The sequence below is a fragment of the Micromonospora aridisoli genome (assembly GCF_056150025.1).
In genome coordinates this window covers 15,261-33,916 of the sequence record NZ_JAXCFK010000023.1, presented here as the reverse complement: position 1 = coordinate 33,916, position 18,656 = coordinate 15,261, and the positions used below count along the sequence as shown (strand labels likewise).

The window sequence follows — 18,656 nt, the reverse complement described above, 5'->3', positions numbered from 1 at the left end:
AGCAGGCCTTGGCCCCTTCAGCACGGACGACCAGGCACATATTCGTCACCGGGGGCGTCGCCTCCTCGCTGGGTAAGGGGCTGACCGCCTCCAGTCTCGGCAACCTGCTGACCGCGCGGGGGCTTCGCGTGGTGATGCAGAAGCTCGACCCGTACCTCAACGTCGACCCGGGCACCATGAACCCGTTCCAGCACGGCGAGGTCTTCGTGACCGAGGACGGTGCCGAGACGGATCTCGACGTCGGCCACTACGAGCGGTTCCTGGACCGGGCGTTGTCCGGCAAGGCCAACGTCACCACCGGCCAGATCTACTCCGACGTGATCGCCAAGGAGCGGCGCGGTGAGTACCTGGGCGACACCGTCCAGGTGATTCCGCACATCACCAACGAGATCAAGTCCCGGATCCTGGCCATGGCGGACCCGGACGACGACGGCCGTACTCCCGACGTCGTGATCACCGAGGTGGGCGGCACGGTCGGTGACATCGAGTCGCTGCCGTTCCTGGAGGCCATCCGTCAGGTCCGGCACGACCTGGGTCGGGACAACTGCTTCTATCTGCACGTCTCACTGGTGCCGTACCTCGCCCCGTCGGGCGAGCTGAAGACGAAGCCGACCCAGCACTCGGTGGCCCAGCTGCGCAGCATCGGCATCCAGCCCGACGCCATCGTCTGCCGCTCCGACCGGGACATCCCCGACAAGCTCAAGCACAAGCTGTCGCTCTACTGCGACGTGGACGCCGAGGCGGTGATCGCCGCGCCGGACGCGCCCAGCATCTACGACATCCCGAAGGTGCTGCACCGGGAGGGGCTCGACGCGTACGTGGTGCGCCGGCTCGGCCTCTCCTTCCGCGACGTGGACTGGGACGGCTGGGACGACCTGCTGGAGCGGGTGCACCAGCCCCGGCACACCATCACCGTCGCCCTGGTCGGCAAGTACGTCGACCTGCCCGACGCGTACCTGTCGGTCAGCGAGGCGATCCGGGCGGCGGGCTTCGGCCACCGGGCCCGGGTGCAGCTGCGCTGGGTGGCCAGCGACGACTGCGTCACTCCCGCGGGCGCGGCGGCGGCCCTGGCCGGCGTCGACGGCATCGTGATCCCCGGTGGATTCGGCGTCCGCGGCATCGAAGGCAAGATCGGCACCGCCCGGTACGCCCGGGAGAACGGCATCCCGCTGCTCGGGCTCTGCCTCGGCCTGCAGTGCATGACCATCGAGGTGGCCCGGCACCTGGCCGGCCTGGACGGCGCCAACTCCCTGGAGTTCGACGCCGAGGCGGTGCACCCGGTCATCGCCACCATGGCCAACCAGCAGGACATCGTCGCCGGCAAGGGCGACCTGGGCGGCACGATGCGACTGGGTGCGTACCCGGCGACGCTCGCCGAGGGCTCGCTGGTCGCTGAGGCGTACGGCAGCACGCAGGTCAGCGAGCGGCACCGGCACCGGTACGAGGTGAACAACGCCTACCGTGACCAGCTCACCAAGGCGGGGCTGCACATCTCGGGCACCTCGCCGGACGGCCGGCTGGTCGAGTTCGTCGAACTGGACCGTGACCTGCACCCGTTCTTCGTGGCCACCCAGGCGCATCCGGAACTCAAGAGCCGTCCCACCCGGCCGCACCCGCTGTTCGCCGCCTTCGTCCAGGCCGCGGTGAGGTACTCGCACGCCGACCAGCTTCCGGTCGATCTGGACACCGCCCCCGTCGAGCGGGCCACCCGCAACGGCGCCGCCACGAAGGCGGCCTCGGCCTCGTGAGCGAGCGGAGTGAGCGAGCCATGGGGTGCAGTAGCGCGGCGCCTCGCGCCGCCGGGGAGCGAAGCGAGGCGGCGGCGTGAGCGCGGTCGAGCACCGGTACGAGGTGCGCTCCCGGGAGCTGCGCTACCGCGGCCGGATCTTCGAGGTGGTCACCGAGGAGGTCACCATGCCCGGCGGCGGCACCGCGGCACGCGACCTCGTGCGGCACGTCGGCGCGGTGGCGGTGGTGGCGCTGGACGACGCCGGTCAGGTGGTGCTGATCCGGCAGTACCGTCAGCCGGTCGGCCGACGCCTGTGGGAGCTGCCGGCCGGGCTGACCGACGTCGCCGGGGAGGACCCGTCGGTGACGGCGGCGCGTGAGCTGGCCGAGGAGGTCGACCTCACCGCCGGCCGGCTCGACGTGCTGGTCGACGTGCACAGCTCACCCGGGTTCACCGACGAGCTGGTCCGGGTCTTCCTGGCCCGGGATCTCGGCGAGGTGCCGGCGGCGCAGCGGCACGACCGCCACCACGAGGAGGCCGACCTGCAGATCGTCCGGATCGACCTGGACGAGGCGGTCGGCATGGTGCTGGCCGGGGAGATCAGCAACGGGCCGTGCGTGGCGGGACTGCTCGCCGCCGCTCGGGCCCGCGACGCCGGCTGGTCGGGGCTACGGCGGTTGGACGCTCCGCTGCCCCGCTGACCCGCATACGCGACGCAGGGGCCGGGCGGCACGCCGCCCGGCCCCTGCGTGGTCCGTGGGTCAGTCGCGCAGCGGCCGGCCCTGTCCGTCGACGCCGCCGTTCACCAGGATCAGGATGCCGTCGACGAGGCCCCAGATGCTGCCGATGCCGCAGGTCACCAGGGTGACGATCAGCTGGATGACGCCCGTCTTGGTGTCGCCCATGTAGAACCGGCCGACGCCGAAGCCGCCCAGCAGAATCTGCAGGACGCCCGCGACGACCTTGCTCTTGTCAGAAACGCCCTGGGGGTACCCGGGCTGCATTGGAGGAGTGGTCATGGGGCGACACAATAGTGATCCACTCGACCGCTGTCCGCACCGGTGCGCACCAGGTGGGACGATGGGGGTCGAACACTGTCCTGACGGCTGATGTGACGTCCACCGGCGGCCCGGCTTCACACCTGACACATCGTCAACGGCCACGGCGAGCAGGTGTCACAGTGCAGGCCCCGGTGACCTGCGGGTACGCCTAGACTGCCGCCGGCGGGACCGGTTGACCGGGGCGGCAATGGGGCCGCCGCGGCACCGCGCAGTCGGGGCGAACGTGCCCCGAAGGAAGGTGTCTGCATCGTGAAGGTCGGCATCCCACGCGAGGTCAAGAACCACGAGTACCGGGTGGCGATCACGCCCGCCGGCGTCAACGAGTTCACCCGCGGCGGTCACCAGGTCTTCGTCGAGGCCGGCGCCGGGCTCGGGTCGAGCATCACCGACGAGGAGTTCGCCGCCGCCGGCGCCAAGATCCTGGAGAGCGCCGACGAGGTGTGGGACGCCGCGGACCTGGTGCTCAAGGTCAAGGAGCCGGTCGCCGAGGAGTACCACCGGATGCGTGCCGGGCAGGTGCTCTTCACCTACCTGCACCTGGCCGCCTCCCGGGACTGCACCCAGGCCCTGCTCGACCGGAAGGTGACCGGCATCGCCTACGAGACCGTCGAGCTGCCGGACCGGTCGCTGCCGCTGCTCGCCCCGATGTCCGAGGTGGCCGGACGGCTCGCCCCGCAGGTCGGCGCCTTCTACCTGATGCGTACCGGCGGTGGCCGGGGAGTGCTGCCCGGCGGCGTCTCCGGTGTGTACGCGGCCAAGACCGTGGTCATCGGCGCCGGGGTCTCCGGCATGAACGCCGCCGCGATCGCCCTGGGCCTGCAGTCCGAGGTGCTGCTGCTGGACAAGAACGTCGGCCGGCTGCGGCAGGCCGACGCCATCTACCGGGGCCACCTGCAGACCGTCGCCTCCAACGCGTACGAGATCGAACGGGCGGTGCTGGACGCGGACCTCGTCATCGGCGCGGTGCTGGTGCCCGGCGCGAAGGCGCCGAAGCTGATCTCCAACGAGCTGGTCTCCCGGATGAAGCCCGGCAGCGTGCTCGTCGACATCGCCATCGACCAGGGTGGCTGCTTCGAGGACTCGCGACCCACCACCCACGCCGACCCGGTCTACCGGGTGCACGACTCGATCTTCTACTGCGTGGCGAACATGCCCGGCGCGGTGCCGAACACCAGCACCTACGCGCTGACCAACGTCACCCTCCCGTACGCCCTCGAGCTGGCCAACCACGGCTGGCGCGAGGCATCGCGCCGGGACCCGGCGCTGGCGCTGGGCCTGAACACCCACGAGGGCCAGGTCGTCTACGGTCCGGTCGCCGAGGCGCACGGCCTGCCGACCCTGCCGTTGGCCGAGGTGCTGGCCTGACCGACGAGCGGCCGACCGCGGACGAGGCCGGCGGGGGCGACCAGCCCGCGCCGGCCCTGCGCCGTGCCGTACGCGGCTACCTGGACCACCTCACCGTCGAACGTGGACTGGCCGCGAACACGCTCGCCTCGTACCGCCGGGACTTGGACCGTTACCTCGGATCGCTGGCCGCCGCCGGGGTGACCGACCTGGCGGCCGTCTCCGCCGCCGAGATCGAACGCCACCTGACCCGGCTGCGGGCCGGCGCCGACGGGCACCCGCCGCTCGCGGTCTCCTCGGCCGCCCGCGCCGCCAGCGCGGTACGCGGACTTCACCGGTTCGCGCTGCGTGAGGGCCTGGTCGCCGCCGACCCGAGCCGCGACGTGCAGCCGCCCGCCCCACCCCGGCGGCTGCCCCGGGCGCTGCCGGTCGACGACGTGGTCGCGTTGCTGGAGACCGCCGGACCGATCGAGGCGGCGGGGGACACCGCGCCGCTCGCGCTGCGCGACCGGGCGCTGCTGGAGTTCCTGTACGGCACCGGGGCGCGGATCTCCGAGGCGGTCGGCGTCGCCGTGGACGATGTGGACCTCGACGACGGGGTGACGGTGCTGCGCGGCAAGGGCGGCCGGACCCGCCTGGTGCCGATCGGCGGGTACGCGCTGCGTGCGCTCGGTGCGTACCTGGTGCGGGCCCGGCCCGGACTGGCCGCCGCCGGCCGGGGCACCCCGGCGGTCTTCCTCAACGCCCGGGGTGGTCCGCTGACCCGGCAGGGGGCGTGGACCATCCTGCGCCGGGCCGCCGAACGGGCCGGGCTGACCGTCGACGGTCCACGGGCCGTGTCGCCGCACACGTTGCGCCACTCGTACGCCACCCACCTGCTCGACGGCGGCGCCGACGTGCGGGTGGTGCAGGAACTGCTCGGTCACGCCTCGGTCACCACCACCCAGGTCTACACCCTGGTCACCGTCGAGCGGCTGCGCGAGGTCTACGCCACCGCGCACCCCCGCGCCCTGAGCTGACGGCCGCCGGTCCCGCGGGCGCAGGGCGGGGCTCTCGAGGTACGCCTGACGTGCCCCCGGTCGGTGCCGGCGGCCGACACGCCGAGCGGGTGCCGAACGCCCTGCTGGCCGGTGGCGTACAGTCGGGATCGGCGCGGCCCTCGCGGCGATTGGACGGGGTGCGCAGCGGCGCTGCGAAGGGCGTCGGGCGGCTCCGACGCCGGACGGTCGTCGGGAGGGGGCAACGAGGACATGGCTGGCAACGGTGACCGTGCCGAGACCTGGACGTCGGAGCTCCGCGAGCAGCAGAACGCCCTCGGCTCGGACCTGGGCCCGGCCGACCCGGCCGCCTACACCATGCGTAAGCCGATCCCCGAGCCGATGCCCACCGATCGGCACGGGCCCGCTCGGATCATCGCGATGGCGAACCAGAAGGGCGGGGTCGGCAAGACCACCACGACCATCAACCTCGGTGCCGCGCTGGCCGAGTACGGCCGCAAGGTGCTGTTGGTCGACTTCGACCCGCAGGGTGCCCTCTCCGTCGGGCTGGGCGTCAACCCGCACAACCTGGACCTGTCCGTCTACAACCTGCTCATGCAGGACGACGTCACCGCCGACGACGTGCTCATCAAGACGGACGTGGCCGGGCTGCACCTGCTGCCGGCCAACATCGACCTCTCCGCCGCCGAGATCCAGCTGGTCAACGAGGTCGCCCGCGAGATGGCCCTGGCCCGGGTGCTCAAGAGCATCCGCAAGGAGTACGACTACATCCTGATCGACTGCCAGCCGTCGCTCGGCCTGCTGGCGATCAACGCGTTGACCGTCGCACACGGTGTGCTCATCCCGCTGGAGTGCGAGTTCTTCAGCCTGCGCGGGGTGGCCCTGCTGCTGGACACCATCGACAAGGTGCGCGAGCGGCTGAACTTCGACCTGGAACTCGAAGGCATCCTCGCCACCATGTACGACAGCCGCACCACCCACTGCCGTCAGGTCCTCCAGCGGGTGGTGGAGGCGTTCGGCGACAAGGTGTACCAGACGGTGATCACCAAGACCGTGAAGTTCCCCGAGTCCACCGTCGCCGGCTCACCGATCACCACGCTCGACCCGGCCTCCTCGGGCGCCCGCAACTACCGTCAGCTGGCCCGCGAGGTGATCGCCGCGCAGGCCGAGCGGTAGGAGGCGCTGAACCGAGGTGTCCCGACCGTGGACTACCGTCGTCGGCGTGAGCGCCCCGCCCCTCGACCCGACCGCCGCGGCTGAACCGCCGCCCGCGGTGGCTGACCCACCCCTCCCGGACACCGGCGGGAAGCCGACGACCGTTGCCGAGCCGGCGGAGGGCGCCGGGTTCACCGTGCGGCTGGCCAACTTCACCGGCCCGTTCGACCTGCTGCTGCAACTGATCGGCAAGCACAAGCTCGACGTCACCGAGGTCGCCCTGCACCAGGTGACCGACGAGTTCATCGCCTACATCCGGGCCATGGGCGACGACTGGGACCTGGACGAGGCGAGCGAGTTCCTGCTGATCGCCGCGACCCTGCTCGACCTGAAGGCCGCTCGACTGCTGCCTGCCGCCGAGGTCGAGGACCCGGAGGACCTGGCCCTGCTGGAGGCCCGGGACCTGCTCTTCGCCCGGCTGCTGCAGTACAAGGCGTACAAGGAGGCGGCGGCACACATCGCCGCGCTGGAAGAGGTCGGCGGCCGACGCTATCCACGTGCGGTCACCCTCGAACCCCGCTACGCCGAGGCGCTGCCCGACCTGGTGCTCGGCATCGGCCCGCAACGGCTGCTCAAGCTGGCCGTGCGGGCGATGACCCCGAAGCCGATACCCGAGGTCTCCGTCGCCCACGTGCACATGGTCCGGGTCAGCGTCCGGGAGCACGCCGGCATCATCGCCGAACGGCTGCGGCGGGCCGGCACCGCCAGCTTCTCGCTGCTCTGCGCCGACTGCGAGGCCACCCTGGAGGTGGTCGCCCGGTTCCTCGCCCTGCTGGAGCTGTACCGGCAGGGCGTGGTGGCCTTCGTCCAGGAGCAGGCGTTGGAGGAACTGACCGTCCGCTGGACGGGTCCGGCCGACGGTGGCCCGACGCTGGCCTTCGACGAGTACGCCGGCACGCCACCCGAGCCGCCCACCGAGCCGCCGACGATCGGCGGACCGGGGACAGCCGCCGGGGCGACGACTCCCGACCGGCCGCCGGACGGCGCGCCAGCGCGCCAGACTGCTGGTGCTGGTGCTGGTGCTGGTGCTGGTGCTGGTGCCGGTGCCGGTGCCGGTGCCGATGGTGCTGCCGACAGTGCTGGTGGTGCGGCCGGTGCATACGCTGCCGAGGTCGCCGATGCTGCTGGTGGGTCTCTGGCTGCCGAGGGTGTCGACGATGCTGGGGTGACGGGAACGACGGAGGATCGAGCAGGATGAGCAACGAAGAACGGTCGGACTCGCTGGCCGACCAGGCCGCCGCCTGGATCCCACCCTGGCAGCGCCCCGCCCCCGCCTCCCCGCCCTCCGCCCCCACCGACGCCACTCCGCCCGACCCCAGTGCGCCGGACCCCGCTGGACCCGCCACCACTCCCACCGACACCCCTCGACCTGAGGTCACTCCCACCGACGTCTCTCGGCCTGACGCCACTCCGCCCCCCACCCCCGCCGACCTCCCCACCGCGCGGCAACCCGAGGCCGCCGCGGATCTTGGTACGTCCGTGCCCCTCCAGGGGCCGCATCCGTCCACGATTGAGGCGGAGGACCCTGCGGGGGACGGGGAGGGCGGTACCGGGCAGGGCGCTGCGGGAGAAGGGCCTGCGCGGAAGCGGGCGGGGGCTCGGGTCCGGCCGGCACCGGAGCCGGCGCCGGTGCTCGACGACGCGGAGCTACGCGGTGCCCTGGAGGCGATCCTGCTGGTGGTCGACGAGCCGGTGAGCGAGCTGGTTCTCGCCCAGGTGCTGGAGCAGCCCGCCGAGCGGATCGGTCCGATGCTGGACGAGATCGCCGCCGGATACACCACGGCCGGCAACGGCTTCGAGCTGCGCCGGGCAGCGGGCGGGTGGCGGCTGTACACCCGGCCGGAATACGCCACGTACGTCGAGCGGTTCGTGCTCGACGGGCAGTCGGTCCGGCTGACCCAGGCCGCGCTGGAGACCCTGGCCGTGGTGGCGTACAAGCAGCCGGTCACCCGGTCGCGCATCTCCGCCATCCGCGGTGTCAACTGCGACGGGGTGATCCGTACCCTGGTCTCCCGGGGCCTGGTCGAGGAGTGCGGCACCGAGTCGGACAGCGGGGCGTACCTGTACCGGACGAGCACCATGTTCCTGGAGAAACTGGGCCTGAACAGCCTCGACGACCTGCCGCCCCTGGCCCCTTTCCTGCCCGACGACGTAGAAGAGCTTGCCGATGCCGCGCGATGACCGCACCCCCCGCCCCGACGCCCCCGTCTACACCGGCCCGGAGCGCCTGCAGAAGGTGCTCGCCGCCGCGGGTGTCGGCTCGCGGCGTGCCTGCGAGGATCTGATCTTCCGTAGGCGGGTGACGGTCGACGGGCGGGTGGCGCAGCTCGGGGACAAGGTCGACCCGGCCACGGCGGTGATCCACGTCGACGGCGAGCGGTTGGTGGCCGACAACCGGCTGGTCTACCTGGCGATGAACAAGCCGCGCGGGGTGGTCTCCACGATGGCGGACGAGAAGGGCCGCACCGCCCTCGCGGACTTCCTCGGCAACCGGGTCGAGCAGCGCGTCTACCACGTCGGGCGGCTCGACGCGGACAGCGAGGGCCTGCTGCTGCTCACCAACGACGGCAACCTGGCGCACCGCCTGATGCACCCCTCGTACGGGGTGCCCAAGACGTACCTGTGCGAGGTCTCCGGGCCGATCCCGCGCAACCTCGGCCGGCGGCTGGCGGCCGGCGTGGAACTGGAGGACGGCCCGGTGACGGTCGACGCCTTCCGGGTGGTGGACAGTCTGGGGCGTACCGCCCAGGTCGAGCTGACTCTGCACGAAGGGCGCAAACACATCGTACGTCGGCTGCTCGCGGAGGTCGGGCACCCGGTGAGTCGGCTGGTGCGTACCTCCATCGGGCCGATCCGGCTGGGCGACCTGCGCGCCGGGCGCACCCGGCGGCTGACCAACGCGGAGGTCGCCGCTCTGTTCAAGGCCGTGGGTGACTGAGCGGCGGTCGCGGGTACGGCTGAGGGTAGGCTCCCTGACGGCCCGGCCGGTGGCGTACCCGCGACGCCGGGCATGATTGGACATGTGTGCAACCGCTCGCGGTCGTCGCCGACGGCGAATCGTGAGGTACGGGCTGAGGAGGACGACGGTGGAGGAAAACGTGCCGGCCGGGCGCTGCGTGGTCGCTGTGGACGGGCCGTCCGGTTCGGGTAAGTCCACCGTCTCCCGGCGGCTCGCCACGAGCCTCGGCGGGCGTTACCTCGACACGGGCGCGATGTATCGGGCTATCACCTGGGCGGTGCTGCGCTCCGGCGTCGACCTGACCGACGCTCAGGCGGTCGCGAAGGTCGCCGGCGAAGTCGACCTGCGCATCGGCACCGACCCCCAGGGGTACGGCGTGACGGTCGACGGGGTGAACGTCGAGACCGACATCCGTGGCCCCGAGGTGACCGCCGCCGTCTCCGCCGTGGCTGCCGTTCCGGCGGTCCGTGCGCTGCTGGTGGCCCGCCAACGCGATGTGATCAGCAAGGCGGGCCGGATCGTGGTCGAGGGGCGGGACATCGGTTCCGTGGTGGCGCCCGACGCCGACCTGAAGGTGTACCTCACCGCCTCGGCGGCGGCGCGCGCCGCGCGGCGCAGCGCCGAGAACGCCTCCGACGTCGCGGCCACCGCCGCCGACCTGGCCCGGCGCGACCAGTTGGACTCGACCCGCAAGGCCGACCCGCTGGCCCAGGCACCCGACGCGGTGGTGCTCGACACCACCGAGTTGGGCATCGACGAGGTCGTGGCGCGCCTGCGTGCGCTGCTCGCCGAACGGTCCGTGGCGTGACTGACGACGGCTGGATCGAGCTGCGTGAGCCCGACCTGGACACGGAGGAGCAGACCGGCCCACAGCCGGTGGTCGCCGTGGTCGGCCGCCCCAACGTGGGCAAGTCCACGCTGGTCAACCGCATCATCGGCCGCCGACAGGCGGTCGTGGAGGACGTGCCGGGGGTGACCCGGGACCGGGTGCCCTACGACGCACAGTGGTCCGGCCGGGCGTTCACCGTGGTGGACACCGGCGGTTGGGAGCCGGACGCGAAGGACCGGGCCGCGGCGATCGCGGCCCAGGCCGAGACCGCGGTGGCCACCGCCGACGTGGTGGTCTTCGTGGTCGACGCGACGGTCGGCTCCACCGATGTCGACGAGGCGGCGGTGCGGATGCTGCGTCGCAGCGCCAAGCCGGTGATCCTGGTGGCCAACAAGGCCGACAACGCCAGCATCGAGTTGGAGGCGACCTCGCTGTGGTCGCTCGGCCTCGGCGAGCCGCACCCGGTGTCGGCGCTGCACGGCCGGGGCTCCGGCGATCTGCTCGACGCCATCATGGCGGCGTTGCCCGAGGCACCGAAGGTGGTCGAGGATCGACCGCGCGGCCCGCGGCGAGTGGCGCTGGTGGGTCGACCGAACGTCGGCAAGTCCAGCCTGCTGAACCGCTTCTCCGGCGAGGAGCGGGCGGTGGTCGACGCGGTCGCCGGGACCACCGTGGACCCGGTGGACAGCCTGGTCACCATCGGCGGTGACACATGGCACCTGGTGGACACGGCGGGTCTGCGCAAGCGGGTCGGCCGGGCCAGTGGCACCGAGTACTACGCCAGTCTGCGGACCGCCTCAGCGATCGAGGCGGCCGAGGTGGCGGTGGTGCTGCTCGACTCCAGCGAGCCGATCAGCGAGCAGGACCAGCGGATCCTGTCCATGGTCACCGAGTCGGGCCGGGCGCTGGTGATCGCCTTCAACAAGTGGGACCTGGTCGACGCCGACCGCCGGTACTACCTGGACAAGGAGATCGAGCGGGAACTGCGCCGCATCCCGTGGGCGATCAGGTTGAACCTGTCGGCGAAGACCGGCCGGGCGGTCGACAAGCTCGCCGCAGCCCTGCACCGGGCGCTGGACAGCTGGGAGACCCGCATCCCGACCGCCCAGCTCAACGCGTGGCTCACCGCCCTGGTCCAGGCCACGCCCCACCCGGTGCGGGGCGGCCGGGCGCCGCGGATCCTGTTCGCCACCCAGGCCGGCGTCGCCCCACCGCGCTTCGTGCTCTTCACCACCGGGCCGCTGGACGCCGGCTACCAGCGCTTCGTCGAGCGCAAGCTACGCGAGGAGTTCGGCTTCGAGGGCAGCCCGATCGAGATCTCGGTACGCCCACGCAAGAAGCTCGGCCCCGGCGGTCGCGGCAAGGCCCACGGCTGACCCGCCGGCCCAACCTTGTCCTAGGACGCTCCAGGGGGAGTGCGGTGTGCCACCGGCGCGGTCCCGACCGCCGCGGTGACCTCGATCTCGAGGACCGCTCCGGGCAGGAAGAGCCGGTTCACCTCCACCGTCGTGCTGGCCGGCGGGGTGACCTGCCGGCCAGCGGGGAAGAGGCTCCGGCGTACCGCGGCGTAGGCCGGCAGATCATCCAGGCTGGTCATGAAGGTGCGGATGTGCAGGATGTCGGCGAGAGTCGCGCCGTGCGCGGCGAGGACCCCGCCGATGATCTCGAAGATCCGGGTCGCCTGGGCGCTCGGGTCGCCGGGTGCCACGATCGCCCCGGTGTCGTCGACGGCCACCTGCCCGGAGAGCATGAGCAGCGCACCGCCGTCGAGGTCCAGCCGGGCCACGTGTGCGAAGCGATCGCCGAACGGCGCGCCCACGGCCGATGGGTTGTCCAGCGTCAGGTTCATCGGTTCTCCATCCTGATGAGGGACGCCACGTCCGTGTGCTGGTCGGCCGCGGTGAGCAGGTGCAGTGTGGCGCTGGCCACCGGGGCGCCCCGCAGCCCCCGAAGTGCCAGGCGGGCATCCTTGACGGCGAGAGCGGTCGAGAAGGACGCACCGGTAGCGGTCGCCCGCCGGACCGCACCGGCCAGCGGCCCGGAGCCGAGAACCTCCAGCGCCACCGCCCGATCCACACCCAGCCGGTCAGCCACGGCGAGCGTGTCGTGCAACGCGCCGAGCGTGGTCAACAGCGCCGTGTTGACCACCAGCTTCAGTGCCGCCCCCGCCCCGACGGGACCGCAGCGTCGGACGGTCCCCAACTCCCGCAGCGCCTGCTCGGCACGGTCCACCACGGCGGCTGGACCGCCGGCGTAGATCGTCAGGCGTCCGTCCGACGCCGCGTCGATGCTGCCGCCGACCGGCGCGTCGAGCAGTGACACCGAGGTAGGCAGCCGCTCGGCGATCCCGACGACCTCATCGGGACCCATGGTCGACATCTGCACCACGATCGCGCCCGGCCGCAGGGCAGCCAGGGTCGAGCCCGAGCCGAACAGTGCGGCTTCGACCGCGGCGGCGTCGGTCAGCAACGTGACGACCACGTCGGCGCCGGCCACCGCGGCCGCCGGGGTCGCGGCGAGATCCGCTCCGGCCGCGGCCAGCGCCGCTGCCCTGGCGGGGGTGCGGTTCCACACGGTGACCCGGTGGCCTCGCGCCAGCAGCCGCCGCGCGACCGCCGTCCCCATCTGCCCGGTGCCCAGTACCGCGATGTCTGTCATGGCGGCCACGCTAGGACGGCATCGAGTATGCGACCAACGACTGTCTCGCATCGCTGTCATGCGGACATAGCATGTCAAGGATGGACACCCAGCTGCTGGAGGTGTTCCGGGTCGTCGCACAGTACGGCTCGGTCACCGCTGCCGCCCGCCAACTGCGCTTCACCCAGTCGGCCGTGTCGCGGCAGATCGCCGCGCTGGAGGCTGACCTCGGGGTACGGCTCTTTGACCGGCTGCCACGGGGCGTGGCGCTCACCGAGGAGGGGCGCACCCTGCTACCGCACGCCGAGGCGATGCTAGACCGCCTGCTGGCCGCCCGGCAGGACCTCGACGAACTACACGGACTCGGCCGTGGTCGATTACGTGTCGGCGCGTTCCCCACCGCAGTCGCGGCACTCGTTCCCCGCGCTCTCGCGTCGTTCCGCGTCGCCCACCCTGACGTGGCGCTGTCGCTCGTCGAGGGGAAGACGCCGACGTTGCTGGACAATCTCTCCACCGGAGACGCCGACGTAGCAGTGGTGAGCGCGTCGCCGACAGCACCGCTCGACTCCACCCGTTTCGACCTGCACCACCTGATCGACGAGCGGCTGCTCGTAGCGGTGGCACGCGACCACCGGCTCGCCCGACGGCGCCGGATACGGTTGGCTGACCTGGCCGACGATCCCTTCATCGTGGGTTCGGCCACCGCCGAGGAGACCCTGCTGCGGGCCAGCCTGCCCGAGGGATTCCAACCGCGCGTCGACATCGTCGCCGCGGACTGGACCGGCAAACTCGGGTGCGTCGCCGCCGGACTCGGCGTCGCCCTCGTACCGGCCCTGGCCGTGCGGGGGACACCGGCCGACGTCACCCTGCTCCGCCTGCACCACGAGGACGAGACCGTCCGGCGGATCTTCGCCGCTACCGTTGCCGGACGCTCCCGTCCACCGGCCGTCAGCCGGTTCCTCACCCACCTCGGGCACGCCGCGAGCGGATTCGGCTGACGCGACCGGCTGACCAGCCGCCTCGCCCTCGCCAGCCGGGGATCCGTCGCGCGGTCACCCCCTCCGTACGAGGCGGACCAGTATCGACGCCGCGCCGTTCGTACCGGCCCAGGAGGGGTCGGTGCGTACGGTGTGAACGCTGCGCTAAGCTGTACCGGCTGTCGCGGGGGAGCCCCTGCGGTGGCATCGGGACGTGGCGCAGCTTGGTAGCGCACTTGACTGGGGGTCAAGGGGTCGTCGGTTCGAATCCGGCCGTCCCGACAGCACGAAAAGAGGCCGTCAACCGGGGTGAAAGCCCTGGTCAACGGCCTCTAATTCGTATGCGGGTAGTAGAGATTTGCTGATCTAGACTGCGCGTAGCTGGGGACCACCTGGGGACCGACGGGCCTTCAAGTGAGCGCTGAGCGCCGTTCCCGCGTCGGCGAACGACTGCCGGTCGGGGTGTAGGTAGCGCTGGGTGGTGGTCAGCGACCCGTGACCGGCGATCTTCCGTAGGACGTGCACTGGCACGCCAGCATCGGCCATCCACGTCAGGCCGGTGTGCCGCAGGTCGTGGCGGCGCAGGTGTTCGTATCCGAGCGTGGTGACCACCTCATCCCAATGCGTCGCGTCGCGGAGTACGGCGGTGCTGATCCGGCCACCGCGCGGGCCGGTGAACAGTCGGGAATCGGGTTTGGACGCGGCGTCCAGGCGGTGAGCCACGATCGGCCGTACCTCTTCGATCAGCGGCACGGTGCGTGCGCGTTTCCTTTGGTGCCCTTGTCGATGAGGCCACCGGGGCCGGGCGTGGTTTGGCGGCGTACCGTCCACATCCAGGTTTCGCGGTCGATGTCCTCGGCGCGGACGCCGGAAACCTCGCCGATTCGGGCGGCGGTACAGGCGGCGAATATCACCACGTCGGCCCACCCGGTGAAGTGATTCGCGGACCGGTTGACCAGCGCATCGGCGAGAGCGGTAAGCGTTTCCCAATCGGGCAGCGCGAGCGAACGAGGATCGTCCAACTCGTATTCGGCCCGCTGGTATTCGCGCTGCCACCCAGTGACCTGGGCGGGATTGCGTTCGATGATGCCGTCACGTACGGCCTGTTCCATCACGCGGACCAGCACGGCGAGGCTGTTCTTCACCGTGGATCGGCTGTATTCGTCGGCGATCCAGGAATGCACCGCCCGGTCTACCGCGCCGTTGGTGATCATCCGAACGGGAATGTGGCCGAGTGTCGGCACCACCCGCTTGCGCCACCCGGCCAGGTACGGATCAAGCGTCTTGCGTTCCAAGCCGCGTAGGGCCAGCGTCATCACGCTCTCGCCGTACTCGGCGAGGCGCTTGGTTGCGGCGACCGGGTCGACGCCACCCTGTGCGGCGCTGACCATGCCGTCCAGCCAGGCTTGCGCCTCCTCCGGCGTGGCGACCGTCGTTGACTTGGACAGCCGGCGCTTGCTGGTCGGGTCGGTCCACCGCACGCGCGCCCGGTACGGCCGATCGCGGCCGGGCCGGTGCTCAACATCGGTGGCCAGTCGTACGCCGATCGGTGGTTGCTGCGGCGTAGCCATCAAGCCGCCTGCGGGTAGACGCGACGGGCAGACAGCCAACGCTCTACGTCGGCTGTCGCCTACTTCACCACCCGGTCAGAGATTTGGATGAACGGCGGTCCTTGCAGCGGGGGCATCGTGCGCCACCGGCGCACGGTCGACGGGTCGACGTCGAGTAGCCCGGCTAGTTCCTCGGTGGACATGAACGGTTTGGCAGAGAGGCGGATGACATTGTCTCCTTCCTGGCGGTCGGTCGCGTCTGCGGGCTGATTCTGCGGCACGAGTCGCACGGTGAGCGCCTTTCCTAGCGTGGGTGGGTGCTGTGCGGGGCGAAGGGGTGGCGCTCTCAGCGGGCGTTAGAGCGGCCCGCTGAGAGCGCCGTAGAGCCAAGATCTTTGGGTTGCGAGGGTGATGGGGTAGGGTATGTGCTGAAACATGGCGGATGGCGTGTGTTTCAGCTGATCTGACCGGGCCGGTTGCCGCCGGTCGGTTGTCACTGGCCTGTCTCCGCGATTCGGCCGCGTTTCCGCAGGTGAGTGCAGGTCGGGTGACTGTGGTGACTCGGGTGACAGCGGGGACAGCGAGGCGGGTAGCCGGTATCGGCCGCCTGGGTCGCAGGCGACCTGGCCGGCGTCGAGCATCCGGCCGCAGGTCTTCTTGACGTTGTCGGCGGTGAGGCCGGTGCCTTCGGCGATGGCCTTCGGTGTGCTGCCGGGAAAGGTGCGCAGCCAGCGCAGGATTGCGGCGCGGGTGTCGCTGACTTCGTGCTCTGCGGCAGGGCCGTCGAGCATGGTCCACGCCCCGGCGGCGGGGTCGAACGCCAGCGCGTATTCCGACTCGTCCACGTCGCGGCCGGTCACGTGCAGCACCCCATCGGCCGACCCGCGCGGCCGGCGCAGTACGAGCGTGGCGTCAGCGGCACCGGCCAGGCCGTTGGTGCCGGACACGGCCTCTAGAAAGTCGTCCGATCCGGCCTTGCGGACGTGATGCACGAGCACCATCGCCACGCCGTAGGCGTCGGCGACCTTCTTCGCCCGACCTACGGCCGCGTAGTCGGCGTCATAGGCCGACATGCCGGGCGCGGACGTGCCGCGTAGCTTGGCGAACACGTCGATGATGACCATGCGCGCGTCGCGGTTGCGGTCCAGCCATGCGGCGATCGCTTCGTCGCCACCCTGCGGCAGCGGTGGGCATGCGGTGGCGAGGGTCAACCCGGCCGGCGCGGGTCGTCCGGCGAGAACCTTGCCCATCCGCGACTGCAACCGGCGTGGCGTGTCCTCCAACGCGAGGTAGAGCACCGGGCCGGGTTCGGTGTCGATGCTGCCGAAGGCTTTGCCGCCGTCGGCGACGGTGAGGCCGAGGCCGAGGGACAGCCACGACTTGCCGACCTTCGGCGGCCCGGCGAGCAGGTTCACGCCTTCGGACAGCACACCGGGCACCGCCCAGCGGGGCGGTGGGAACTCCATGGCCATGAGGTCGGCGGCGGTCCACGCGGTGCGGATGCGGCCCGGTTCCCGCCGGATAGGGGCGATGACCTCGGCGGCGGTGTCGTCACCGGGATGAATGACGCGCAGGTCGGGACGCTCTGCGGCGGCGGTCATGCGGCACGTCCTTCCGGTGGTGCGGCGGGGCGTGGGTTGGTGACAACCGGGGTTGTCGTCGTGCGCGCCAGCTCGGCGAGCCGGGCCATCTGTTCGGGCATTCCGCGTGTGCCGTCCAGCGGTCGGGCGGCGTGTGGCCAGACCGCTGTCACGGGGTCGGCGTAGTCGCGGCCGGCGAGCACGGTCACGCGGCCTGCCGTGTCGATGCCGAGGCGTCGCGCTTGTGCGCGCAAGGTCGGGACCGTGACGGCACCGGGGGCGTTCATGCGCTGCTCGTAGGGTTCGATCACGGTGTTCGGGGTGAGTAGGCCGTGGCGGGCGGACAGGATGAACAGTCGTCCGCCGAGGCGGTCGGCGGCACGGCGGCACGCGCGGTGGTAGCTGCCGGTGTACATCCGTTCGGCGGGTGCGGGCCGGTCGAGTTTCGCCGTGCCGCAGGGCACGATGACCAACGCGTCATCACGGCCCATCACGGTGCGCCGCATGCGGGTGTTCACCGGGTCGGCGTATGCCTTCGCGGCGGCCTGCCGGGTGATGGTCAGCGCCCGGCCGAGGTCGGCGTACGACCATCCGTCGATGAGCACCAGGTCGACGGCAAGCCACTCCCGCGCCTCACGGCACACAGCCTCCAATGCGGCGAGTGCCGCTAGGGCGTCGGATGGTGTGCGCGCGGTGGTGAATGCGGCTACCTGCTCGGCGACGTAACCGGTCGCCGCATCGAGCTGGGGCGCGCGGTGACAACTGCGGTTGTCACGGATCCCGGTCACGCGGCCACCTGCCGAGGACGACGCGCACCGGCGCGCAGCCCGGATGCGATGGTGCGGGCCGTCTCCGTGCGCCGTAGCCCGGCTGTGAGACCGGCGTCGGTGAGGATGGTTTCGGCGTCGTCTTCGGTGAGCGCGCCACCGGCGACGAGTTGGCCGAGGGCCACCGCGGAGACGTAGAGGGCGTGATTGCGGGTGCCTGCCGTGGCGGTGGTGACCTCGGCGACCTGGCGGCGGATCGCGGCGTCGACGTCGGCGGCGCGCCGTCCGGTGCCGAGGTCGACCACCACGGGCCGCTGTGGTGGCAGGGGCGGCGGCGCGGTGGCGGCGGCGATCCAGCCGGGCAGCGGTGCCGGGTCGCAGTCGAGCGCCACCACGTAGGGGCGGCCGGCGGCGGTGCTGCCGGCGGCGACGACGTAGCCACCGTGGGCGCGGGTGTCGACTTTCCAGCCGAGGCCGCCCCGGTCGCCGGTGGTGTTGCGTAGCTGCGGGCCGGTGTCGGGGTGGCGGTAGTAGAGGTGGGTGCCGCCGCTGCCGGTGAGCACGGTGTAGGTGTGGTCAACGCCGACCGGCGCGGTGTCGTCTGGGCCGAAACCGGCGATCCACCCGGTCGGGGTGCCGTGCCGGTCGGCGAGGATGGCGAACACGTCGCGGCCGTCGCACCCCCCGGCCCACTCCGGCGGCGGGGTGTCGGCGTCGCTCTTGGGAACGTCGAGATCGACCACGACCAGCCCGGACGGCCCGCCCGCGATGCCGATGCCGTACGGGCGGGTCGACCAGGCGCGGCGGATGCGGTCCGGGTCGGTGGTGGCCCGGTCCTCCCACCCGACGTGTCCGGTGCGGCAGCGCGGGTCACGGCCGGTGCACCGGTCGGCGGGGTGGTCGGGGAAGGCGGGTCGCTTGTCGTCGGGACGGAGCGGGAAGATGTGCCATCCGCGTTCGGCGTGGCCGAGCGCGGCGGTGAGTAGGTCGCTCATGGGGGAGTTCTCCTG

The 18,656-nt window shown here is 71.8% G+C and carries 18 protein-coding genes, 1 tRNA gene and 1 pseudogene; 12 read left to right on the top strand and 8 right to left on the bottom strand.

From position 1 onward, the window contains the following. Positions 1-8: 8 nt before the first annotated feature. Positions 9-1,748 (top strand): CTP synthase, encoded by a 1,740-nt coding sequence (locus tag SM447_RS28435; protein ID WP_474575954.1) that lies wholly within the window; start codon positions 9-11, stop codon positions 1,746-1,748. A 76-nt stretch (positions 1,749-1,824) separates the two neighbouring features. Continuing rightward, the gene (locus tag SM447_RS28430; protein ID WP_474575953.1) at positions 1,825-2,430 is read left to right on the top strand and encodes an NUDIX domain-containing protein; all 606 of its coding nucleotides are present in this window, start codon (positions 1,825-1,827) and stop codon (positions 2,428-2,430) included. A 60-nt stretch (positions 2,431-2,490) separates the two neighbouring features. Here the strand turns inward: SM447_RS28430 and SM447_RS28425 are convergent, their stop codons facing one another. Then, positions 2,491-2,748: a TM2 domain-containing protein gene (locus SM447_RS28425; protein WP_474575952.1), complete on the bottom strand. Its 258-nt coding sequence runs from the start codon at positions 2,746-2,748 to the stop codon at positions 2,491-2,493. A 291-nt stretch (positions 2,749-3,039) separates the two neighbouring features. Here SM447_RS28425 and ald point away from each other — a divergent pair, with 291 nt between their 5' ends. The 8 genes from ald (at position 3,040) to der (ending at position 11,511) form a co-directional block, all read left to right on the top strand. Next, positions 3,040-4,155, top strand: a complete 1,116-nt coding sequence (gene ald, locus SM447_RS28420) for an alanine dehydrogenase (protein ID WP_474575951.1) — start codon at positions 3,040-3,042, stop codon at positions 4,153-4,155. Beyond that, the gene (locus tag SM447_RS28415) at positions 4,152-5,153 is read left to right on the top strand and encodes a tyrosine recombinase (protein WP_474575967.1); all 1,002 of its coding nucleotides are present in this window, start codon (positions 4,152-4,154) and stop codon (positions 5,151-5,153) included. Before ald ends, SM447_RS28415 begins: the two co-directional genes overlap by 4 nt. Before the next feature lie 231 nt (positions 5,154-5,384). Then, positions 5,385-6,308: a ParA family protein gene (locus SM447_RS28410; RefSeq protein ID WP_164450082.1), complete on the top strand. Its 924-nt coding sequence runs from the start codon at positions 5,385-5,387 to the stop codon at positions 6,306-6,308. Between the two features lie 46 nt (positions 6,309-6,354). Further along, the gene (locus SM447_RS28405; protein WP_474575950.1) at positions 6,355-7,545 is read left to right on the top strand and encodes a segregation and condensation protein A; all 1,191 of its coding nucleotides are present in this window, start codon (positions 6,355-6,357) and stop codon (positions 7,543-7,545) included. Next, positions 7,542-8,528 (top strand): SMC-Scp complex subunit ScpB, encoded by a 987-nt coding sequence (scpB, locus tag SM447_RS28400; RefSeq protein WP_474575949.1) that lies wholly within the window; start codon positions 7,542-7,544, stop codon positions 8,526-8,528. Before SM447_RS28405 ends, scpB begins: the two co-directional genes overlap by 4 nt. Further along, positions 8,515-9,285, top strand: coding sequence for a pseudouridine synthase (locus SM447_RS28395; protein WP_474575948.1), 771 nt, complete (start codon positions 8,515-8,517; stop codon positions 9,283-9,285). Before scpB ends, SM447_RS28395 begins: the two co-directional genes overlap by 14 nt. Positions 9,286-9,433: 148 nt before the next feature. Then, on the top strand, positions 9,434-10,114 hold the full coding sequence (gene cmk, locus SM447_RS28390; RefSeq protein WP_474575947.1) for a (d)CMP kinase: 681 nt from the start codon (positions 9,434-9,436) through the stop codon (positions 10,112-10,114). Next, on the top strand, positions 10,111-11,511 hold the full coding sequence (gene der / locus SM447_RS28385; RefSeq protein ID WP_474575946.1) for a ribosome biogenesis GTPase Der: 1,401 nt from the start codon (positions 10,111-10,113) through the stop codon (positions 11,509-11,511). Before cmk ends, der begins: the two co-directional genes overlap by 4 nt. Before the next feature lie 20 nt (positions 11,512-11,531). Here the strand turns inward: der and SM447_RS28380 are convergent, their stop codons facing one another. Then, positions 11,532-11,984, bottom strand: a complete 453-nt coding sequence (locus SM447_RS28380) for a RidA family protein (protein ID WP_474575945.1) — start codon at positions 11,982-11,984, stop codon at positions 11,532-11,534. Continuing rightward, positions 11,981-12,793, bottom strand: a complete 813-nt coding sequence (locus SM447_RS28375; protein ID WP_474575944.1) for an NAD(P)-dependent oxidoreductase — start codon at positions 12,791-12,793, stop codon at positions 11,981-11,983. Before SM447_RS28375 ends, SM447_RS28380 begins: the two co-directional genes overlap by 4 nt. A gap of 80 nt (positions 12,794-12,873) precedes the next feature. Between SM447_RS28375 and SM447_RS28370 the strand changes: the two genes are divergently transcribed. Both SM447_RS28370 and SM447_RS28365 read left to right on the top strand, forming a co-directional pair. After that, positions 12,874-13,770, top strand: a complete 897-nt coding sequence (locus SM447_RS28370; protein WP_474575943.1) for a LysR family transcriptional regulator — start codon at positions 12,874-12,876, stop codon at positions 13,768-13,770. A gap of 187 nt (positions 13,771-13,957) precedes the next feature. Then, a tRNA-Pro gene (locus SM447_RS28365) sits at positions 13,958-14,031 on the top strand. Positions 14,032-14,115: 84 nt separating this feature from the next. On the opposite strand, the pseudogene SM447_RS28360 reads toward SM447_RS28365, so the two are convergent. From SM447_RS28360 to SM447_RS28340, 5 genes and pseudogenes are all read right to left on the bottom strand, one after another. Further along, positions 14,116-15,320, bottom strand: a pseudogene (locus SM447_RS28360) (site-specific integrase). A gap of 59 nt (positions 15,321-15,379) precedes the next feature. Continuing rightward, complete coding sequence (locus SM447_RS28355) at positions 15,380-15,502, bottom strand: helix-turn-helix domain-containing protein (RefSeq protein WP_474575966.1); 123 nt, start codon at positions 15,500-15,502, stop codon at positions 15,380-15,382. Between the two features lie 153 nt (positions 15,503-15,655). After that, the gene (locus SM447_RS28350; protein ID WP_474575942.1) at positions 15,656-16,900 is read right to left on the bottom strand and encodes an AAA family ATPase; all 1,245 of its coding nucleotides are present in this window, start codon (positions 16,898-16,900) and stop codon (positions 15,656-15,658) included. Then, positions 16,897-17,667, bottom strand: coding sequence for a DUF6884 domain-containing protein (locus SM447_RS28345; RefSeq protein ID WP_474575941.1), 771 nt, complete (start codon positions 17,665-17,667; stop codon positions 16,897-16,899). Before SM447_RS28345 ends, SM447_RS28350 begins: the two co-directional genes overlap by 4 nt. Beyond that, a complete protein-coding gene (locus SM447_RS28340) occupies positions 17,664-18,641 on the bottom strand; it encodes a bifunctional DNA primase/polymerase (RefSeq protein ID WP_474575940.1) in 978 nt (325 codons plus the stop codon). Before SM447_RS28340 ends, SM447_RS28345 begins: the two co-directional genes overlap by 4 nt. Positions 18,642-18,656 lie beyond the last annotated feature (15 nt).